Consider the following 20,196-nt stretch of genomic DNA (forward strand, 5'->3'; position numbering starts at 1 on the left):
GGGGGAGAATCTTTGAATAGGTATAAAGACGACAGAATACCGCTCGTTAAAAATGCTACACCACGCAAGAAAAAAGGAAACCGCCGTTTAATTATTATTCTGGCTATCTTTTTCGTAATAGTCTTAAGCGTGGTATTCTTCCGCTCTCCTTACAGTAAGGTAACTGATATTCAAGTCTACGGTAACATCTTATACACGAAGGAGCAGATTATTCAGGCGTCTACTCTTACCAACGGCATGCAGTTTTTAAATGTGTGGGATAGCGATGTAAAAGCAGGTATTTCCACATTGAAGGGCATTAAAGATATCTCGGTCTCCCGTGATTTCCCCGGTGTTATTCGCTTAAATATTCAAGAATACCGCCGAACAGCCTTGTATGTAAATGGACAAAAGCAGCCGGGCTATTTATTAGAGGATGGGACAATTTTAACTCCCCCAACCCAAACGCTTATGATGGACAGACCTATCATTCAATCTTGGTCTAGTAAAGATCCAAAAATGTTAAAGCAGTTGGCCGAAGCGCTTATTTCACTACAAGGCGGCGTTATCCACCAAATCTCTGATCTGTCGCTAGTACCTACCAAATATGATAGTCAGCAAGTGGTGCTAAATATGCGGGATGGTAATGAAATTCGCAGCACCCTCTCACAGCTAAAGAAAAAACTGCCTTGGTACCCTTCTATTGTGCAGGAGATTCCCAAGGGGCAAAAAGGAATTGTTAACCTTTTAGATGTGACGTGGTTTGAAGAATACAGTCATCATGTGACGAACCAACAACAATTACAGCAGCTAACAAACCCTGATGGCAGCTTAATCAATGAGTCAGGGACAGATACGTCTGCTAATGGAGATACGCAAAATCGAACGCAGGACCAACCTTCGCAAACAACGGACAACAACGATCCAAATAATCGGAACCAGCAGAATGGACAAAATACGAACAACCGAAAAAATGACATTCAGAATAATGGAAATGGAAACCAAAATGAAGGAAGCTCGAATAACTCGAGCCTAAATAATCAGAGCACAGGCAATAACCAGAATGAGAATCAAAACCAAAATCAAAACCAGGATCAAAACCAGGATCAAAACCAGAATCAAAACAATAGCCAAAGCAATAACGAGGCTATTAGGAACCAAAATACTCATTCAACAGATGAAACGACCACATCTTTTGAATAAAAATCGAGGAGTTCAAGCAACTAATAGAGCCAGCTAAGTGTCTAGTAAATGTCTAGAAGGAAAATGAAAGGTGACAAAAGGCATGCGAGTTAGGAAATTTCATGTTTATCTTACGCTGGTCATGTTTAGTACCGGATTTCTGATGGCTAACTCCATCGAGCTGACCCAGCTACATAAAAAAGTGGTGCAAACAGAAAAAGAATTTCAGCAGGAAACCAAGCTGAACGAACGCATTATTGCAGAGCGGGAAAAGAATCGGGCACTTGAGCAGCAATATGCAGAAACTCAGCGTAAAATATCTCAGGTAGAGACAGCAATGGCCAATCATCAATCAGAAGCGGCAGCTCTCTTAACAGCACTAGACCGCGCACGTTTACTGGCTGGAACGGTGCCAGCGACAGGAGCTGGTGTAATGGTTACCCTTCGAGATAACCCTAGTCCAATTAGCACGAATGTTGTACAAAATATCGTACATGAACAGGACATTTGGAGAGTGGTTAATGAGCTATTCGTTGCTGGAGCAGAGGGAATTAGTGTGAATGACCAACGCTTGGTCACCAGCTCCTCGATTCGTTGCGTTGGGCCTACTGTGATTGTAAATGGGGTAAAATCAGCAGCGCCCTTTGTGATTAAAGCAGTGGGAGACCCTGTTACTTTAGAAGGAGCGCTTCATTTACCAGGAGGGGTGATTGATTCTTTTGAAGGGTTTATAAAAATTGAAACAGCGAAGAAAGATTCCATTGAACTACCTGCTTTTGTAGGTGATGTGAAAATGGGAACAAGCTCTTCTTCCTAACAGGTGATACCATGCTGGAAAACCGTAAAATTACGTTTATATTAACCATTATTAGTGCTATCATAGGAATTATGCTAGCAACCCAAATCCAGAGCACAAAACATCCTAAACAAGCGGATGCGAGAAGTGTGATTGAACTTCGTAAAGCTCTATTGAAAGAACAAGAAAAAAGTAAGAACCTTTTAGCCGATATATCTAAACAGGGAGAACTTTTAGCCCAATATGAAGCATCCCTAAGTTCTGTAGAGACAATCGGTGTTATGAAAGAAGAATTAAACCGAACCAAAAAATTAGCAGGTCTTGATGTTGTAGAAGGAAAAGGAATTATCATTCGTATTGAAAACATGGAGGTGCCATCTGGCAATCAGTGGGAAGGAGACGCTCCACACGAATCAGCATCGAACCTGATGCTTGATGTTGACTTACGCTGGCTGACTAATGAGCTTTTAGCAAATGGAGCTACTGTGATTGCTATCAATAATAATCGACTTATTTCTAATAGCTCAATCCGAAATGTAGGCGAAGATATCCAAGTGGATACAAAAACGATCCGCTTGCCTTATGAAATAAAGGCACTTGGAGATCCAGAAACCTTACTGAGCAGCATGAAGCTAGAAGGTGTTGAAAGCACGTTTCAATCGATGAATAAAATTGTAAAAATGGAAGCACAGGATCATCTAATTATCCCGCCGTTCACAGGGAACAAGCAGATGCGGTTCATGAAACCGGTGAAGTCAAAAGGAGATTCATAATAATGTGGTTGCCGATTGTAGGATTGATTGCAGGAGTAATAGCGGGATTTTATCTAAACATCAATGTACCTCAAGAATATAGCAGCTATGTATCAATTGCATTGTTAGCCGGTTTGGATACGATTTTTGGTGGCATTCGGTCTTATTTGGAGCGAGTGTTTAATGTTCGGGTCTTTTTATCTGGGTTCTTTTTCAATACGCTGTTTGCCGCTGGACTAGCTTTTTTAGGAGCTTTTCTCGGCATTGATCTATACATGGCAGCGATTGTTGCATTTGGGGTACGTTTATTTAATAATCTGGCTATCATTCGTCGCATTCTGCTGGCCAAATGGTTAAATAAGCGTGATGTGTAAATAAATAAGCATCAGGTTCAACCAAATTATAACTTGGTTACAATTACCATTGTGATTTTTAAAAAAGATTGTAAGAAAAAAAAGGGAATGGGTATCCTGTGTGGAATAAAATATGCAGATGTCATCACTTATTTAAAGTACAAGTTGAACTAGGGGAGGTGTCACTGGTTTGGTAAACAGTCAAAATGATCTTATTGTCAGCATCGATATTGGTACCTCTAAAGTACGCGTCATGATTGGGGAAGTAAATAACGGTAATATCAATATTATTGGTGTAGGCCAATCCCATTCAGAGGGCATTAGCAGAGGAACTATTGTAGATATCGACCAAACCGTGCATGCAATCCGAGAAGCAGTCGATCATGCTGAACGTATGGTAGGGGTAACAATTGAAGACGTTTATGTCGGAATCTCTGGCACCCATATAGAGCTATTCGAAACGCAGGGCGTGGTAGCCGTTTCCAGTGAAGACCGCGAGATTCGTGAAGAGGATATTGATCGTGTCGTTCAAGCTGCAAAGGTTGTCGCACTTCCGCCAGATCGTGAAATTATCGATGTCGTACCGACGGAATTTGTTGTTGATGGGTTAGGAAAGATAAAAGATCCTCGGGGAATGATCGGTGTTCGTCTTGAGATGGAGGGGACTATTGTCACCGGATCCAAAACAGTGATCCACAATGTTGTACGATGTGCACAACGAGCTGATTTGCAGGTTGCGGGTATCTTTTTGCAACCATTGGCTGCAAGCTCGGTCGCATTGACTAAGGACGATAAGAATCTAGGTGTTGTTCTAGTTGATATTGGCGCGGGCTCGACCACCATCGCAATCTTTGAACAGGGTCAATTAGTAGCCACTTCCACCCTCGCAATCGGTGGAGACCATATCACCAATGATATTGCTCTCGGTTTACGCACACATACAGAAGTAGCAGAAAAAATGAAACGAAAACATGGATGTGCTCTGATTGATGAAGCATCCGATGAAGAAAAATTCAAGGTAACGCGTATCGGCAGCGAAGTGGAGAAACAATTCACTCAAGTCGATCTTGCCAATATTATCGAACCTCGTGCCGCAGAGATTTTCAATTTGATTGAAGACGAAGTATATCGTCTTGGGTTCCAGAATGAAATCGCTGGTGGATATGTTTTAACCGGTGGCACGGTTTGCATGCCGGGTATGTTGGAGCTTGCTAATGAAGAGCTTGCAGCACCTGTACGCATTGCTATACCGGATTATATTGGTGTGCGTGACCCGGGATATACCATCGGTGTGGGCCTCATTCAATATGCCTCGATGCTGACGAATTATACGGCCAAGAAGCCTGCCCCTGCAAAAGCGGCAAGCCGTCCGGCACCTTCAGCACCGAAACGGGATTCTCAAGGGAATTTCATTGAAAAGATGAAGAATTGGTTTAGCGAATTCATTTAAACAAACCAACCGAACAGATAAAGAAGTTCAATAAAATTCGCCCCGTCGTCCTACAACAACGGGTTTTTAACAAAATTGAGAAAAGCGTGTATGAATGAATGAGGAGGAACTTTCAAGATGCTCGAATTTGACTTGGATATGGAACAATTAGCGCAAATCAAGGTTATTGGTTGTGGCGGCGGTGGCAGCAATGCTGTAAACCGAATGATTGCAGGCGGAGTAAAAGGTGTTGAATTCATTACGGTGAATACTGATGCCCAGGCGCTACACCTGTCTAACGCTGATATCAAGCTACAAATCGGGGAGAAGCTGACACGTGGTCTTGGTGCAGGTGCGAACCCTGAAGTAGGTAAGAAGGCAGCAGAGGAAAGCCGCGAATTGGTTGAGAATGCATTGCGCGGGTCTGATATGGTATTTGTTACTGCAGGAATGGGTGGAGGTACTGGTACTGGTGCAGCCCCTGTGATTGCTGAAATTGCTAAAGAATTAGGTGCTTTAACAGTTGGGGTAGTAACAAGGCCGTTCTCTTTTGAAGGACGTAAACGTTCTTTGCAAGCTGAAGCGGGTATCGCTGCTTTAAAAGAAAAGGTAGATACACTCATTGTTATTCCAAATGATCGCCTACTTGAAATCGTTGATAAAAATACGCCTATGCTAGAAGCTTTCCGAACAGCTGATAATGTACTAAGTCAAGGTGTACAGGGTATCTCTGATTTGATTGCAACCCCTGGTTTGATTAACCTTGACTTTGCTGATGTCAAAACCATTATGACCGAGCGTGGATCTGCTCTTATGGGTATTGGTGTCGCTAGCGGAGAAAATCGTGCAGCAGAGGCAGCACGTAAAGCAATTTCCAGTCCATTACTAGAAACATCTATTGATGGAGCTCGTGGTGTACTTATGAACATTACGGGCGGTACTAGCTTGAGCTTGTATGAGGTAAATGAAGCAGCCGATATCGTTTCCTCTGCAGCTGATCCGGAAGTAAACATGATTTTCGGTGCGGTTATTAACGAAGATCTGAAAAATGAAATCCTAGTAACGGTAATCGCAACTGGTTTTGCTGATAACCAACGCCATGTTGCAACGGCAACACGCCGCCCGCAGGCTGAGATGCAACAACAAGCTGCTCGCAGCGCAGCACCGCAACAGCCATCCGTTCCTTCACGTTCTCGTGAAATGGAAGAAGACAAGTCTATTAATCTAAGCAACTTGGATAATCTAGACATCCCGGCATTCTTGCGTAATCGTCGTCGTAAGAAATAATAATCGGATAAAATAGTGTAGAGGAAGAATAAAGCTTCATCTGCATCTAACCAACATAGAAAAACCTTGTTCTGTAAAGAGAGCAAGGTTTTTTGTTATTTTATTCATATCATATTAAATTAAGAGACATCATTTTTGAAAAATGTTAATGAAGAATGCTTCAGGAACGGAAGCAGCCTTCATATTCAGCTGAATTGCCATTTCCATCAAAATGTAGATTGGTCGTAAAAGAAGTGGCAATACGTGTTATGTTTTAGCTGAGAAATCTCCCAGATTAAAGCGCTAGCTAAAAAAGATGTGTACCCCGTCTAGATAACTATCAAAAATCCTTACTTGTCTACTTTTCTACCCTTCCCAATTCTCCTTTAAGAAATGAGTTTACTAGAATCTGATGAAAGCTTTTTTATAAGCAAGGGAGACTGGTTTTAGGTCCAGAATTCTATTGATTGCTATCCCAGTCTATTGTCAAGAAAAACAGGATTACCTCGCTATGTTTTTTCAACAAAAAAAGGGAAAAAATGCGGTCAAGTTTTGACAGACTTTACATATACATTGAGATATACTGTTTTTGCCAGACGGAGGTGAAGACAGTACATGGTCGTCTATCTGGATATCATTCTACTCCTGAATTTTGTAATTGATGCCTTATTATTATGGTTTACCGCTTTTTTTCGAAAAGAACGTATCATTTGGTGGAGAGTGTTGCTTGCATCAGCAGTAGGAAGCTGTTATGTGGCCTTTTACTTTTTTCCAGCCTTTTCAGGCATATATGCGTGGTTTACAAAGCTACTTTTCTCTCTATTTATTTTATGGATTGCATTTGGTTTTAAACGACTTACACACTTCCTGCATCATCTGGCTATTTTTTATTTTGTTTCCTTTGTTTTTGGAGGGGGGGTATATGCCCTTACTCTATTGACTGCGAGTCAAAATGAAATTATCCAAGGCATCTTGGTGACTCATAACGATAGTTTTGGAGTAGGAACAAAGCCAACATTACTTATCGTGTGTCTAGGGATTGTACTGGTATTTCTGCTAAGCAGGAAAAGCTATCAGTCAATTCAGGAACCACGAAAAATAGAAGCATTTTTAGTGGAGGTGGAGGTGAAAATCTCCAGTCAAGTAATCTTATGCCGGGGATTGGTTGATACGGGCAACCAATTACATGAACCCATAACGCGTATCCCAGTCATGGTTATGGAGTCTCGATTATTTGAACAAATTTTGCCGTTATCTATTTTAAAAGCAGCAAGAGAGGAGGGGGAGAAACTTCAGAGATTGGAAAAAACACTGGATGAACTTCCGCTGGAGTGGCAAGGGAAACTACGCCTCGTACCGTTTCGGAGTGTTTCTAGGGGAATGGATTTCATGGTAGCCATTCGTCCAGAGCAAGTGACAGTAATACACAATGGGCTGCGCCTCGTTACAGAACGTGTATTAATTGGGTTAAATCCCATTGCCTTATCAGCGGACGGCAGATATGAATCAATTGTGCATCCCGCATTAATCCAAAGCCAAGAAATAAATGAAGTCACCCATGAGATTGAACCAGTTCAACCAGCTAATAAGATAAAAGGAATTCATACATCATCATTAGAACAGGAGGGCTAGCATGTACGTAAAAATTCGTCTATATGTCCAATTAATGTGGTATCGCATCTTGCTCAAAATTGGAGTGAAAGCAGAAGAAATCTATTACATAGGTGGCAGTGAAGCGCTTCCCCCGCCCCTAACGCGCGAAGAAGAAGAAGTCTTGCTCGCTCGCCTTCCATCCGGTGATGGAGCCGTTCGAAGTATGTTGATTGAACGCAATCTACGCCTCGTTGTTTATATTGCCCGAAAATTTGAAAATACGGGTATTAACATTGAGGATTTGGTTAGTATCGGGACGATTGGTCTAATTAAAGCAGTGAATACTTTTGATCCTGAAAAAAACATCAAACTGGCTACCTATGCTTCTCGTTGTATTGAAAACGAAATTCTGATGTATTTGCGTCGTAATAATAAGATACGTTCAGAAGTATCATTTGATGAACCTTTAAATATTGATTGGGATGGAAATGAGCTATTGCTCTCAGACGTTCTGGGCACGGAAAATGACACGATCTACAAAAATATTGAGGATCAGGTGGACAGAAAATTATTGCATAAAGCGCTCGACAAACTCTCTGACCGGGAGCGGGTGATTATGGAATTACGCTTTGGATTAGCTGGAGAAGAGGAGAAGACGCAAAAGGATGTGGCTGATCTCTTAGGTATCTCACAATCGTATATTTCGCGTTTAGAAAAGCGAATAATCAAACGACTACGAAAAGAATTTAACAAAATGGTGTGACGCATAATTTATGAACCTCTGGAAATACTGTTCCTATCCATACCAGAAAGTGGTTTTTACAAAACCATTTTCCCTGCCGCCCTGTTTTTTAAACGGGATCATTTGCTCCTTTTTCTTGCATGCAAAAGTGAGAGGGCAATAAGGCAGAGTACATACGGATAGGGACTTTTTTTCTCTGAGGAGGGAATGGTGTGTCGCGCAACAAGGTTGAGATTTGTGGAGTAGACACTTCAAAGCTACCGGTACTAAACAACAAAGAAATGCGGGAGCTCTTTGAACGATTACAGAGCGGTGAGCACTCTGCCAGAGAAAAGTTGGTGAATGGGAACCTACGTCTGGTGTTAAGTGTTATTCAACGGTTTAATAATCGGGGAGAATATGTAGACGATCTGTTTCAGGTGGGTTGTATCGGTTTGATGAAGGCGATTGACAATTTTGATCTTGGGCAGAACGTTAAATTTTCGACATATGCTGTTCCAATGATTATAGGGGAAATCAGACGATACCTGCGCGATAACAATCCGATTCGGGTATCGCGCTCCCTGCGAGATATTGCTTATAAAGCGTTGCAAGTACGCGACAGTTTGACAAATAAGCACTCCCGCGAACCCACCATCGTGGAAATTTCTAATGCCTTAAATGTATCGAAAGAAGATGTCGTGTTTGCTCTTGATGCGATTCAGGACCCCGTTTCTTTATTTGAGCCGATCTATCAGGATGGAGGAGATCCTATCTTTGTAATGGATCAGATCAGTGATGAAAAAAACAAGGATATCTTCTGGGTCGAAGAGATTGCTCTTCGGGAAGGCATGCAACGTTTAGGGGATCGAGAAAAAATGATTTTGTCCATGCGCTTCTATGAAGGAAAAACCCAGATGGAAGTAGCAGAGGAAATTGGGATATCGCAAGCACAGGTCTCAAGATTGGAAAAAGCGGCGATTTCCCATATGCAAAAGCATGTTCAATCCTAGCTGATATAACACCTAAAGAATGAACGAAAGGCCAGTTCCCATTGGCAGAATTATAACAGGCTTTATACCCATGCCTTGTTCAAGCGATAGCATATTTCTTGAACAGGGCTATTTTTAATGGAACTACTTTTTGAAACGAAAGACACATATACATAATATCGAGAGCTTGAAGGCGAGCAGTTGAAAAGAAAGAGTGGTGGATCCTATGGTGAAAATTTCAGAATTTCAAATCAAAGAAGTTGTTAACATTATAGATGGAAAGCGTTTAGGACAAATTTCTGATTTAGAAATCGATTTAAAAGCAGGGCGCGTCGAGGCGATTGTTGTTCCGGGTGAAGGCCGTTTCTTCGGGTTGTTTGCAGGCTCAAATGAGTATGTGATTCCTTGGCGAAATATTGTTAAGATTGGGAAGGATGTTGTACTGGTTCGATTAGAGGAACCAATCAAATTGGAGTCCAAGCATGCTGATGAGGAGTCTTCCTAATAATTGACGAAAAGCAAAACAGATATTGCAAAAATCAGAGTGATTTACTTGCCCTGACTGCTACAAAACCAGTAAGATATGAGATAGGGTAATATGAGAGGAGAGCAGATACATGGAACCATTTCAGTTAAACAAGACGACCCGCACTCTGCATATAAAGAAATGGGAGTCTGCTTATCCTGGACTAACAGCAGGATTTACGACAAGGTGGGGGATACAGAATACGGATAGCCCGCAAATGTGTAATATGGGATTACATGTGGGGGATGATCCTAACCATGTCATTAAAAATCGCCAACAGCTTGCTGATCAGCAGGGATTCTCGTTTGAAACATGGACCTGCGCTGATCAGATACACGGTAATAAAGTAACCAAAATTTCTGCCGGCCAGATTGGAGCCGGCAGAGATAGTTTAGATAGTGTCATTTCAAATACAGATGGCTTATATACCGCTGAGCAAGGAGTTTTCTTAACCTCCTTTTATGCGGATTGCGTCCCTCTCTTTTTTCTTGACCCAATCCGCAATGCGATAGGACTGGCTCATTCAGGATGGAAGGGTACGGTCTCCTTAATAGGACGGGAAATGGTAGAGGCCTTTTGTCGGGAGTATCAATCGAACCCAGAGGATATCTATGTAGCAATTGGACCTAGTATCGGGGCCTGCTGCTATGAAGTAGACGAACGCGTGATGCAGAAGGCTCGTACAGCGTCTTCTAGGTGGGAACAAGCTGTACAGCCTAGTCGCAAAACCAGTCATTACATGCTGGATTTACGCCAGTTAAATCAGCTAATAGTGGAAGAGGCGGGAGTTCCTGCCGATCATATTAGTACGACACATTATTGCACAAGTTGTCGCAACGATTTGTTTTTTTCGCATCGAAAGGATCGAGGGAACACAGGCAGAATGGCTTCATTTATTGGATGGAAGGAGCAAACAACATGACTAGAATGGTAGCAAAGGCTACAGTTGAACAGCGTTTGGCCGATATTGAGCAGAAAATATCGGCAGCTTGTAAGCGGTCAAATCGTCAGCGCGAAGAGGTAAAAGTCGTAGCTGTGACGAAATATGTAGATACACCCGCAATCGGGGAAATTATCGCTGCTGGGCTAACCCACATTGGGGAAAACCGGATTCAGGATGCCCTTCCAAAGTACGAAGCGTATAAGGACAAGGCAGTTTGGCACTATATCGGTCATTTACAAACCAACAAGGTCAAAGATGTAGTGGGGCGTTTTACTTACATACATTCCCTGGACAGATTATCGTTGGCTCAAGAAATAGAAAAACGTGCTAGTAAGCTGGGAATTGTCGTTTCTTGCTTTTTACAAATAAATATTTCCCAAGAGGAAACAAAATTTGGTTTACATTCAGATGATGTCTTGGCTTTTGTCAAAGAAATTAGTAATATGGAACACATAAGCGTTGATGGATTAATGACCATGGCACCGCAAACAGAAGACCCCGAAGAGATTCGGTACGTGTTTCGGGGCTTGCGCGAATGGCAACAACGACTCAAAGAATGTAATTTACCTCGAGTGACTGTTCAAGAATTATCAATGGGCATGTCAGGAGATTTTGAGATCGCAATTGAAGAAGGAGCCACGTTTGTGCGGCTGGGCTCCGTACTCGTGCAACCGGAATAGCAGAATAAGAGCGGCTTTGTCCGGAGAGGAGGAAGGAATTTGGGTGTCATGAATAAACTTATGAATTTTTTTGGTCTGGAAAATGAAGAGTACGTAGAAGAATATGTGGAAGAAGAGCGTGAACAGGAAGCTCCTCCTAAGAAAAATGGCCAGAAATCATCAGCGGGAAGCAATGTGGTGAGCCTGCATGCAGCCAGAGACCGGGAAGGTATTAGGCTCATGCTATTTGAACCACGTCACTATAGCGATGCTCAGGATATCGCAGATAGCTTGCGAAATAGAAGACCTGTTGTAGTTAATTTACAACGTGTGGAGAACGATCAGGCAAAACGCATTATTGATTTCCTCAGTGGCACGGTGTATGCCTTGAATGGGGATATCCAAAAGGTAGGAGAACAAATTTTTGTTTGTACGCCTGATCATGTAGATATCCAGGGAACCATTTCAAGCGTAATAGTAGAAGAGTAAGACATCAAGTTACTGAGGTGAACAGATGTATACATTGGTTGCAATTATTAATTTTGCGTTTCAAATCTACTTTTACATGGTAATTGCCTATGTCTTTATGTCATGGGTGCCGCAAATGAGGGAAACGTCTATTGGTCAATTGCTGGAACGATTGGTAGAGCCTTACCTATCTATTTTCCGCCGTTTCATTCCGCCGCTTGGCTTTATTGACCTATCCCCAATGGTTGCCATGATTGCGTTGTATTTTGCTAGAGAGGGCCTATTTTCTTTGTTGAGTAGGTTCTTGTAAAGAGAGCGATCCGTAAATGAGTATTTACCATCATTTTAAAAAAGAAGAATATCCATTCGTAGAACGGGCGCTGGAAATGTTAAGGCTAGCGGATGAGCGGCAAATCATGCGCTTGACGGATTTCCTTGATCCACGTCAGCTTTTTATTCTACAAAGTCTTACTTCACAAGTACAGGACGTCAGAGTATCGGCATCCGGGGGATACGATGGTGCAGAGAGGGTGCGTGCCCTGTTGCATCCTTCCTATATCGTACCTGAGGATGTCGATTTTGGCTTGCGCTTGTTTGAAATCAAGGGTAACCAACGTTTTATTGCATGGGAGCATCGGGATGTCATGGGAGCATTGCTGCATGTAGGCATCAAACGTGAAAAGTTCGGGGATATCTTGGTTAGCGAACATTCGTGTCAAACAGTGGTGGCCGAAGAAGTAGCAGATTTTGTGCGTATGCAGGTTACTGCTATCCATAGGATTCCCGTTAGCTTACAAGAGATATCTTTTGCTGAACTTGCAGTACCTGAGAAAAAAGGAACAAGCAAAACCTTTACAGTAATGTCCGCTAGACTTGATGCTATTATTGGAGAGGTATGCAACCTTTCGCGGGCTAAGGCGTTGCTCCCAATTCGTGCTGGGAAATGCAAAGTCAATCATAAAATCGTCGAGGACCCCTCGCATAGTATTGCTCAAGGTGATATGATTTCGCTTGGTGGCTTTGGTCGATTTGAAATTACAGAGGTAACAGGGCCAACTAAGAGTGGTCGTTTACGCCTGACAGCTTTTATTTTTTCATGATTACGCGCATTTTTCCCGAGCCAAGGCAGGAATTTTTATAGAAACTGTCGAAAACATGGGGTAACTTGCCAACATAAGAAAACGGGGAAAGTGAGGAACTGTCTATGCCATTAACGCCTCTTGATATACATAACAAGGAATTTAGTTCCGGTTTCCGCGGTTATAATGTGGATGAAGTCAATGAGTTCTTGGACCAAATCATAAAAGACTTCGAGCTTATGATCAAGGAAAAAAGGGAAATCGAAGAGCGTATGTCTCTATTAACAGAGCGTTTGGACCATTATAAGAACTTAGAAGAGAATTTGAGCAAATCAATCCTAGTTGCTCAAGAAACAGCAGAAGAAGTGAGAAACAATGCCCGCAAGGAAGCACAGCTAATCTTAAAGGAAGCTGAAAAAAATGCCGATCGAATTATCAATGAAGCCTTGGCTAAATCACGCAAGGTAGCAATTGAGATTGAAGAACTGAAAAAACGCGCTTCTGTCTATCGCATGCGTTTTCGTACATTGCTTGAAGCGCAATTGGAAATGCTGGAAAACGGCGATTGGGACGATTTGCAAAAAATGGATTCTTCCTATGAAGGATAACTAACGGAATAAAGCATTGACGTTCTGTCAAAGATGGAATTATAATGTATAGCAAGTTTTTATTCAGTTTTTACCCATATATCAAACAACGATGATCGGGATAGTAAAGGTGCCAACATCCGTAACAGAGAGCCAGGCGGCGGTGAAAGCTTGGACGGAGCTGCTCCTCGAAAATCACCCAGGAGTTCATACCTGAAAGCGTCTAGCATGACGTGAGTAGGTGAGCGTTACATTCACGTTACGAATGAAATGAGTGGACATGAAACGGCGGTTTTTATCTTGCCATATCATGTTTATTAGGGTGGTACCACGGGAAGCTTTTCTCGTCCCTACGGGGATTAGAAAGGCTTTTTTTGTTGGAAAAAAATAGCTGTATATGCTAAATAGGCTGTAATCACCCGGCAACAAAACTGGTATCGTAACTATAATCAAGGAGTGAATACAGATGAGTATCGATTATGGAAAAACGCTTAACCTGCCAAAAACCGAGTTTCCTATGCGTGGAAATTTGCCAGTTCGTGAGCCAGAGGTAGAAGCAAGATGGGAAGAAATGGACATCTATAAACAAGTTATGGAGCGTACCAAGGATCGCCCAAGCTTTATTCTGCATGACGGACCTCCTTATGCGAACGGAGATATCCATATTGGCCATTCTTTAAATAAAACATTAAAGGATATTATCGTCCGCTACAAATCTATGGCTGGTTTTTATGCTCCGTATATTCCTGGATGGGATACGCATGGCTTGCCAATTGAACAAGCGATTGTAAATGCACAAAAATTAGATCGCCGCAACATCGAAGTAAACGACTTCCGCAAACGTTGTGAAGAATACGCTTGGAGCTATGTAAATAAACAACGTGATCAATTTAAACGTTTGGGGATCCGTGGCGATTGGGAAAACCCTTATGTAACTTTGCTGCCTGAATATGAAGCAGCTCAAATTCGAGTGTTTGGTGCCATGGCTACAAAAGGCTATATCTACAAAGGGCTGCGTTGCGTATATTGGTCTCCATCCTCTGAAACAGCATTAGCAGATGCTGAAATCGAATACCATGATAAGCGTTCTGCTTCTATCTACGTGCGTTTCATGGTCAAGGATGGAAAAGGTAAATTAGATCAGGATACGGGTGTCATCATCTGGACAACGACTCCTTGGACACTCCCAGCTAACAAGGCTATCTCACTAAATCCTGATTTGGAATATAGTGTAGTGGTTGCAGATGGAAATAAATATTTAGTCGCTTCTGGTCTAGTAGAATCCGTAACAAAAGAAATTGGCTGGGAGCAAGTGGAGACTGTCCAAACCTTTAAAGGCTCTGATTTAGAAGGAATTGAGACACAGCATCCATTCTATGAGCGAATTTCCCCAATCATTTTGGGTGATCACGTGACATTAGACGCGGGTACAGGTTGTGTTCATACCGCACCAGGCCACGGGGAAGACGACTTTAACGTTGGTAAGAAATACAATATCGAAGTACTATGCCCAGTCGATCATGAAGGAAAGATGACAAAGGAAGCACCAGGCTTCGAGGGCTTGTTCTATGAAGATGCTAATAAAGTGGTATCTGAAAAACTGAAGGAAAACGGAGCTTTGTTAAAATTAGGCTTCATTACTCACTCCTATCCACATGACTGGCGTACAAAAAAACCAATCATTTTCCGTGCGACAGAGCAGTGGTTTGCATCGGTGGAAGGCTTCCGCAGCCAAATGCTTGAAGCTATTAAAGAGGTGAAATGGACTCCGCAATGGGGCGAGACACGTCTTGCAAATATGGTGGCAGATCGCAATGACTGGTGCATTTCACGTCAGCGCGTTTGGGGTGTGCCAATTCCAATCTTCTATTGTAAAGCATGCAACGAACCAATTATCAATGAACAAACTATTGATCATATCGCTAACTTGTTTGCTAAAGAAGGTTCTGGCGTGTGGTTTGCCCGTGAAGCGGCTGATCTAATTCCAGCAGGATTGACTTGCGAGTGCGGTTGCAAAGAATTCCGTAAAGAAACAGATATCATGGATGTTTGGTTCGATTCAGGCTCCTCACATGAAGCAGTATTGCGCCAACGCGACAATCTAAGCTGGCCTGCTGATTTATATCTGGAGGGTTCTGACCAGTATCGCGGCTGGTTCAACTCTTCTTTATCTACTTCAGTAGCTGTTCATGGCAAGGCACCGTATAAAAGCATCCTGAGCCATGGTTTCACATTAGATGGTGAAGGTCGCAAGATGTCCAAATCACTTGGTAATACGATTGTTCCAAAAGAAGTGACAGACAAGCTAGGTGCTGATATTTTACGCCTATGGGTATCCTCTGTGGATTATCAATCAGACCATCGTATCTCTGATGCAATTCTTGCTCAGAATGCAGAGGTTTATCGTAAAATCCGTAATACGTTCCGCTTCCTGCTTGGTAACCTGGCTGGCTTTGATCCAATGAAAGATCGAGTAGAGTATGATCGCTTGCCTGAGTTAGATCGCTTTATGCTGGCAAAAGCGGCAGAAATGGTAAAACGCACACGCAAAGCATACGATGAATATCAATTCCATACTGTGTACCAAACTGTGCATAACTTCTGCACGATCGAGCTTTCTTCTTTCTATATGGATATCTCTAAAGATCGCTTGTATGTTGAGGCGCCGGATAGCGAAGAGCGTCGTGCAGCACAAACGGTTATGTATGATATTTTGCTTAATCTAGTGAAATTGCTATCACCGATCATCCCTCACACAGCAGATGAAGTGTGGCAGTTTATTCCAGGTGTAACAGAGGCGAGTGTACAGCTTACCGATATGCCGGAAGTAAATGAACAGCATGTATTCAGCGAAGAAGAGCAGGCAAAATGGAAGACCTTCTTAGAGGTGCGTGATGAAGTGCTAAAAGCAATGGAAGAAGCGCGCCGCAACAAAGTATTTGGTAATTCCGTCGATGCTAGATTGGTTCTTTATCCGCACACGCAGGAAGTATATCAAACGCTGATGGATATGGAATACTTAGCAGATCTGTTTATCGTAGCTGATATTGAAATGCATGAGGCTGGCACTGAAGCACCTGCGGAGGCTGTTAAGCTTGAAGGTATTTCCGTAGTTGTACTTGCGGCTGAAGGCGAAAAATGTGAACGCTGCCGTGTCGTAAAAGAAGATGTAGGCACAGTGAAATCGCACCCGACTACATGCGAGCGTTGTGCTACGATTGTTGACGAACACTTTTCACATGTAACGGAGTAAATTTACCTGGTCACATCGTTTCCATTCCAATTACATTGATTTTACAAAGAACGTTCTTATTAGGGAAAAAAATTCCCTAGTAAGAACGTTTTTTTGTGGGGCATACTACCAAAACAAGAGAGCTCTACACTTTTAAGTAAGGATGGTGTCCAGATGGATAAACAGACGCTGGCTCATGTTAAGCAGAGACTCCTGGATGAGAGGGAGAGCATAACAAAACGTTTAGAGGAGAACGATCACTATGGCATGAAAAGCGCTATGGGTGAAACTACCTCCGAACTTTCCACTTATGATAATCATCCTGCAGATGTTGCTTCTGAATTGTTTGAGCGGGAAAAAGATATTGCCTTGTACCAGTTGGATCGGGAAACATTAGGCGAGATAGATCAAGCACTAGAGCGAATAGATGCAGGAACATATGGAATTTGCACCGTCTGCGGCAAAGAAATTCCAGCCGAAAGATTAGAAGCCCTTCCGCAAGCACTAACATGCAAAGAACATGCTCCGTCTCCTGCTGTTAACAATCAGCGTCCAATTGAGGAGCAGTTTATGAAACCAGCCTTTGGACGAACTTCGCTGGATGAAAAAGAAGCAAATTCCTTCGATGGCGAAGATGCATGGCAAATCGTTGAATCATGGGGAACCTCCAGTACGCCCTTTTCTTTCCAGGACATGGATAAAACAGATTATAACCATATGTATATTGAGGCAGATGAAGCTGATGGTTATGTAGAAGCCGTGGAGCAGATTGGTTACACCGATATATACGGCTACCATGGGCCAGACAGTGTTCATTTTATGCGGAGCCATACGTATGATCGATACATGGATCAAAACGAGGGAAAAGGGATATTCATATCGTATGACCAGTATTTAGATGATTTAGCTAAGCAGGAAGCTGATGATGATAATGATGATCTTAGCAACCTGTAAGATGGAGGTATTTAGTTGATAATCGAACGGATCGAGACATACCCTTGCCTTCATAGGTTACGTGAGCCTTATGGGGATGCAAATGGCTACAAAAAGTATCGTTCCTGTTACATGATTAAAATCGTGACATGCTCTGGATGGGAAGGGTGGGGAGAATGTATTGATTGGTTACCCACGCTGGAGGTAGGCTTTCGCAAACGAATTATTCCCTATTTAATTGGCAAGCAGGCAACGGACCGTAATAAGCTGGTCACTGTTGTGAAAAAGTGGCATCAACGAGCCGCTACTGCCGTTAGTATGGCTTTAATGGAAATTTTGAGTAAAAGCGGGGGGCTCCCTATATCCGATTTATACGGAGGAATGTGGCGGGACACCATACCCGTCTATGCTTCATTTCAATCGTACCGGGATACGCCTTATTGGGAGCAGCAATCTTGTAAACAAGTAGAGCAGGCTTTACTTGACGGTTTTCGGATGGCCAAAATTAAGATTGGCGGGAGAACAATTAAAGAGGACCAAGCTCACGTGAAGCTCTTAATGGCTAAGCTTGACTCTCAAATGTCTTTTGCCCTGGATGCAAATCAGAGCTATGACGTGGCTAGTGTAGGAGCATGGCAGCAGCTGTTTTCGGAATGGAGAAATCTATTGTGGCTAGAGGAGCCCATGCCGATGGATCGCTTGCATGATTATGTTTTATTGCGATCTAAGCTTCCCATTCCATTAGCAGGTGGAGAAAATCTCTTAAATGTAAAGGCATTTCACAATCTGTGCCAGCTCGGAGCGATTGATATTGCCCAGCCTGACCCAATGCATGAGGACGGAATCGATGGGTACCGACATACGTTATCAACCGTGCGTAGCTTTGGCTATCGTGTTTCCCCGCATGTATTTGATGGTGCTTTAACAAGGCTTCATGCATTGTTTGCCCAAGCCTGTCTGCCTGCATGGAGCAAGATGACAGGAGATGAAATCGAACCAGTTGAATGGGATGTTATGGAAAATCCCTTTACCAAACTAATTCCTCTCTCTCCGCATCAAGGGATGGTTACGTTGCCGAAAGGAGTAGGACTTGGTATAGAGATCGATACCGACATCCTGGCACACTATAGCTGGGATGGTAGTATATATCAGGCCTAAGTTCATTTCATGATTACGTTGATCGTTTAAGAAAAGAGGACGTATGATGGCTCAAGCTCAAAACAACAAGAAAAACCTCATAGGATTAACAGGTGTTCCGCTGGTTATGGTACTTGGAAATTCGATGTTGATTCCCATATTGCCAACAATGAAATCGGAATTGCACTTAACTTCTTTTCAAACCAGTTTTTTAATTACTGCTTTTTCTATTGCGGCCGGAATCATTATTCCATTGGCGGGCTATCTATCTGACCGATTTAATCGCAAAGTGGTCATAACGATCGCTTTAACGTTATATGGAGCAGGTGGATTGCTTGCAGGGTTAGCGTCTCTATGGTTAACCAATCCCTATTGGTTAATTATTCTAGGCAGGGTGTTTCAGGGGATAGGTGCAGCGGGAACATCCCCGATTGCTATGGCTTTAGTAGGAGACTTATTTGATGGTGCCTCCGAAAGTAAGGCGCTTGGACTATTGGAAACCTCTAACGGGCTGGGTAAAGTGTTAAGCCCGATTTTAGGCTCTCTGTTCGCTTTATGGACATGGTACGCAGTCTTTTTGGCTTTTCCGGTCATTTGTGCAGTAGTTCTGACTATTTTCTTGTTATTGGTAAAGGAAAAGAAGCAAAACAAGCAGCCAAAATCAGTTAAAGAGTACCTTGGCTCGATTGGCCAGATATTTAAACAAAATGGAAAATGGCTTATTCCAGCCTTTTTTATTGGTAGCATATGCTTGTCTACACTGTTTGGTGTGCTTTTTTATCTATCGGATTTACTGGAGGAGACCTATCAGATTGATGGTGTTCTAAAAGGTGCCTTTTTAGCTATTCCCCTGCTGGCTTTAAGCATCATGGCATTTATAACAGGAGCTATTATTAAAAAGAGACTAACGGTAATGCGCTACTTTATTATTGCAGGGATGCTCTTGCTTACCGTTTCTTATGTCGGGGCAAGCTTTGTTTCTAACGTGTACTTCTTAATAGGAATTCTTGTATTTGGCAGCGTAGGAACCGGCATGATTCTGCCCTGCCTCAATTCTATGATCATTGGAGCGGTTACAAAGACAGAGCGTGGTATGATTACGTCTTTGTATAATGGTGTCCGGTTTATAGGAGTAGCGTTGGGGCCTCCGATTTTTACGTGGTTGTTGGGGTTTTCGACGAAGGTTATGTTTTATTCGATTGCTTCTGTCACGTTACTATTTGCTATAATTGCATTTTTTACTATAACACCGCAAAAGGGCAGCAATTCTCAAGGAGCTTCGCAGGAAGGCACTGCTAAAAAAGAATCTTCAGCAGGCGGTAATTCAGTGGATTCGTCAAAAGCAGCAGGTACTAACAGTGAGGCCGAATCCTCCGCAAAGGAAAAGAGTCTTTTGGATCAGAAGGCTTTGGATGAGATGACTTTGTTATTAGAAATGCGAGAGGAAACAAAAGAGATACAAAAACAGGAGCAATTGAAAAAGGAACTGGGCTTCGACCTAGGAGATTTGTTTGAAAAGCTACTTACCAAGAAAGAAAAAGAGAAAAAGAAATAGATGCTTCTTCAGCC

The 20,196-nt window shown here is 42.5% G+C and carries 20 protein-coding genes and 1 other annotated feature; all 20 genes read left to right on the top strand.

The features are described from left to right. Window positions 1-12: 12 nt before the first annotated feature. The 20 genes from QZ995_RS21295 to QZ995_RS21390 all read left to right on the top strand — a co-directional run bounded on the left by QZ995_RS21295 (window position 13) and on the right by QZ995_RS21390 (window position 20,182). Window positions 13-1,182, top strand: coding sequence for a cell division protein FtsQ/DivIB (locus QZ995_RS21295; protein WP_301811504.1), 1,170 nt, complete (start codon window positions 13-15; stop codon window positions 1,180-1,182). A gap of 82 nt (window positions 1,183-1,264) precedes the next feature. Further along, window positions 1,265-1,978: a DUF881 domain-containing protein gene (locus QZ995_RS21300; protein WP_301811508.1), complete on the top strand. Its 714-nt coding sequence runs from the start codon at window positions 1,265-1,267 to the stop codon at window positions 1,976-1,978. Window positions 1,979-1,989: 11 nt separating this feature from the next. After that, window positions 1,990-2,730, top strand: a complete 741-nt coding sequence (locus QZ995_RS21305; RefSeq protein WP_301811510.1) for a DUF881 domain-containing protein — start codon at window positions 1,990-1,992, stop codon at window positions 2,728-2,730. Between the two features lie 2 nt (window positions 2,731-2,732). Beyond that, window positions 2,733-3,083 (top strand): small basic family protein, encoded by a 351-nt coding sequence (locus tag QZ995_RS21310; RefSeq protein ID WP_003336699.1) that lies wholly within the window; start codon window positions 2,733-2,735, stop codon window positions 3,081-3,083. 169 nt (window positions 3,084-3,252) lie between these two features. Continuing rightward, window positions 3,253-4,512 carry a cell division protein FtsA gene (ftsA, locus tag QZ995_RS21315; protein WP_031413478.1) on the top strand — a complete coding sequence of 420 codons (1,260 nt, stop codon included), beginning with the start codon at window positions 3,253-3,255 and terminating at the stop codon, window positions 4,510-4,512. A gap of 117 nt (window positions 4,513-4,629) precedes the next feature. Then, window positions 4,630-5,778, top strand: a complete 1,149-nt coding sequence (ftsZ, locus tag QZ995_RS21320; protein WP_301811518.1) for a cell division protein FtsZ — start codon at window positions 4,630-4,632, stop codon at window positions 5,776-5,778. 594 nt (window positions 5,779-6,372) lie between these two features. Further along, window positions 6,373-7,389 carry a sigma-E processing peptidase SpoIIGA gene (gene spoIIGA, locus QZ995_RS21325; protein ID WP_301811520.1) on the top strand — a complete coding sequence of 339 codons (1,017 nt, stop codon included), beginning with the start codon at window positions 6,373-6,375 and terminating at the stop codon, window positions 7,387-7,389. A 1-nt stretch (window position 7,390) separates the two neighbouring features. Further along, window positions 7,391-8,113 carry an RNA polymerase sporulation sigma factor SigE gene (sigE, locus tag QZ995_RS21330; RefSeq protein WP_003336703.1) on the top strand — a complete coding sequence of 241 codons (723 nt, stop codon included), beginning with the start codon at window positions 7,391-7,393 and terminating at the stop codon, window positions 8,111-8,113. A gap of 191 nt (window positions 8,114-8,304) precedes the next feature. After that, on the top strand, window positions 8,305-9,084 hold the full coding sequence (gene sigG, locus QZ995_RS21335) for an RNA polymerase sporulation sigma factor SigG (RefSeq protein WP_003336705.1): 780 nt from the start codon (window positions 8,305-8,307) through the stop codon (window positions 9,082-9,084). Window positions 9,085-9,289: 205 nt separating this feature from the next. Then, window positions 9,290-9,568: a YlmC/YmxH family sporulation protein gene (locus QZ995_RS21340; RefSeq protein WP_301811528.1), complete on the top strand. Its 279-nt coding sequence runs from the start codon at window positions 9,290-9,292 to the stop codon at window positions 9,566-9,568. Window positions 9,569-9,680: 112 nt separating this feature from the next. Beyond that, on the top strand, window positions 9,681-10,511 hold the full coding sequence (gene pgeF, locus QZ995_RS21345; protein WP_301811531.1) for a peptidoglycan editing factor PgeF: 831 nt from the start codon (window positions 9,681-9,683) through the stop codon (window positions 10,509-10,511). Next, window positions 10,508-11,212, top strand: a complete 705-nt coding sequence (locus QZ995_RS21350) for a YggS family pyridoxal phosphate-dependent enzyme (protein ID WP_301811534.1) — start codon at window positions 10,508-10,510, stop codon at window positions 11,210-11,212. Before pgeF ends, QZ995_RS21350 begins: the two co-directional genes overlap by 4 nt. Window positions 11,213-11,251: 39 nt before the next feature. Further along, a complete protein-coding gene (locus QZ995_RS21355) occupies window positions 11,252-11,680 on the top strand; it encodes a cell division protein SepF (protein WP_003342669.1) in 429 nt (142 codons plus the stop codon). Between the two features lie 25 nt (window positions 11,681-11,705). Continuing rightward, window positions 11,706-11,969 (top strand): YggT family protein, encoded by a 264-nt coding sequence (locus tag QZ995_RS21360; RefSeq protein WP_003342671.1) that lies wholly within the window; start codon window positions 11,706-11,708, stop codon window positions 11,967-11,969. Between the two features lie 16 nt (window positions 11,970-11,985). Then, window positions 11,986-12,759, top strand: a complete 774-nt coding sequence (locus QZ995_RS21365; RefSeq protein WP_301811541.1) for an RNA-binding protein — start codon at window positions 11,986-11,988, stop codon at window positions 12,757-12,759. 104 nt (window positions 12,760-12,863) lie between these two features. Then, entirely contained in the window at window positions 12,864-13,346 is a 483-nt protein-coding gene (locus tag QZ995_RS21370) for a DivIVA domain-containing protein (RefSeq protein ID WP_003336713.1), read from the top strand. Between the two features lie 82 nt (window positions 13,347-13,428). Then, window positions 13,429-13,680: a binding site (T-box leader), on the top strand. Window positions 13,681-13,797: 117 nt separating this feature from the next. Then, window positions 13,798-16,578, top strand: coding sequence for an isoleucine--tRNA ligase (gene ileS, locus QZ995_RS21375; protein WP_301811552.1), 2,781 nt, complete (start codon window positions 13,798-13,800; stop codon window positions 16,576-16,578). 153 nt (window positions 16,579-16,731) lie between these two features. Next, entirely contained in the window at window positions 16,732-17,511 is a 780-nt protein-coding gene (locus QZ995_RS21380; RefSeq protein ID WP_301811543.1) for a TraR/DksA C4-type zinc finger protein, read from the top strand. A gap of 15 nt (window positions 17,512-17,526) precedes the next feature. Beyond that, window positions 17,527-18,648 (top strand): mandelate racemase/muconate lactonizing enzyme family protein, encoded by a 1,122-nt coding sequence (locus tag QZ995_RS21385; RefSeq protein ID WP_301811544.1) that lies wholly within the window; start codon window positions 17,527-17,529, stop codon window positions 18,646-18,648. Between the two features lie 43 nt (window positions 18,649-18,691). After that, window positions 18,692-20,182 (top strand): MFS transporter, encoded by a 1,491-nt coding sequence (locus QZ995_RS21390; RefSeq protein ID WP_437124760.1) that lies wholly within the window; start codon window positions 18,692-18,694, stop codon window positions 20,180-20,182. Window positions 20,183-20,196 lie beyond the last annotated feature (14 nt).

Source organism: Brevibacillus laterosporus (genome assembly GCF_030489605.1).
In the GTDB taxonomy this organism is placed as follows: Bacteria; Bacillota; Bacilli; order Brevibacillales; family Brevibacillaceae; genus Brevibacillus_B; species Brevibacillus_B laterosporus_E.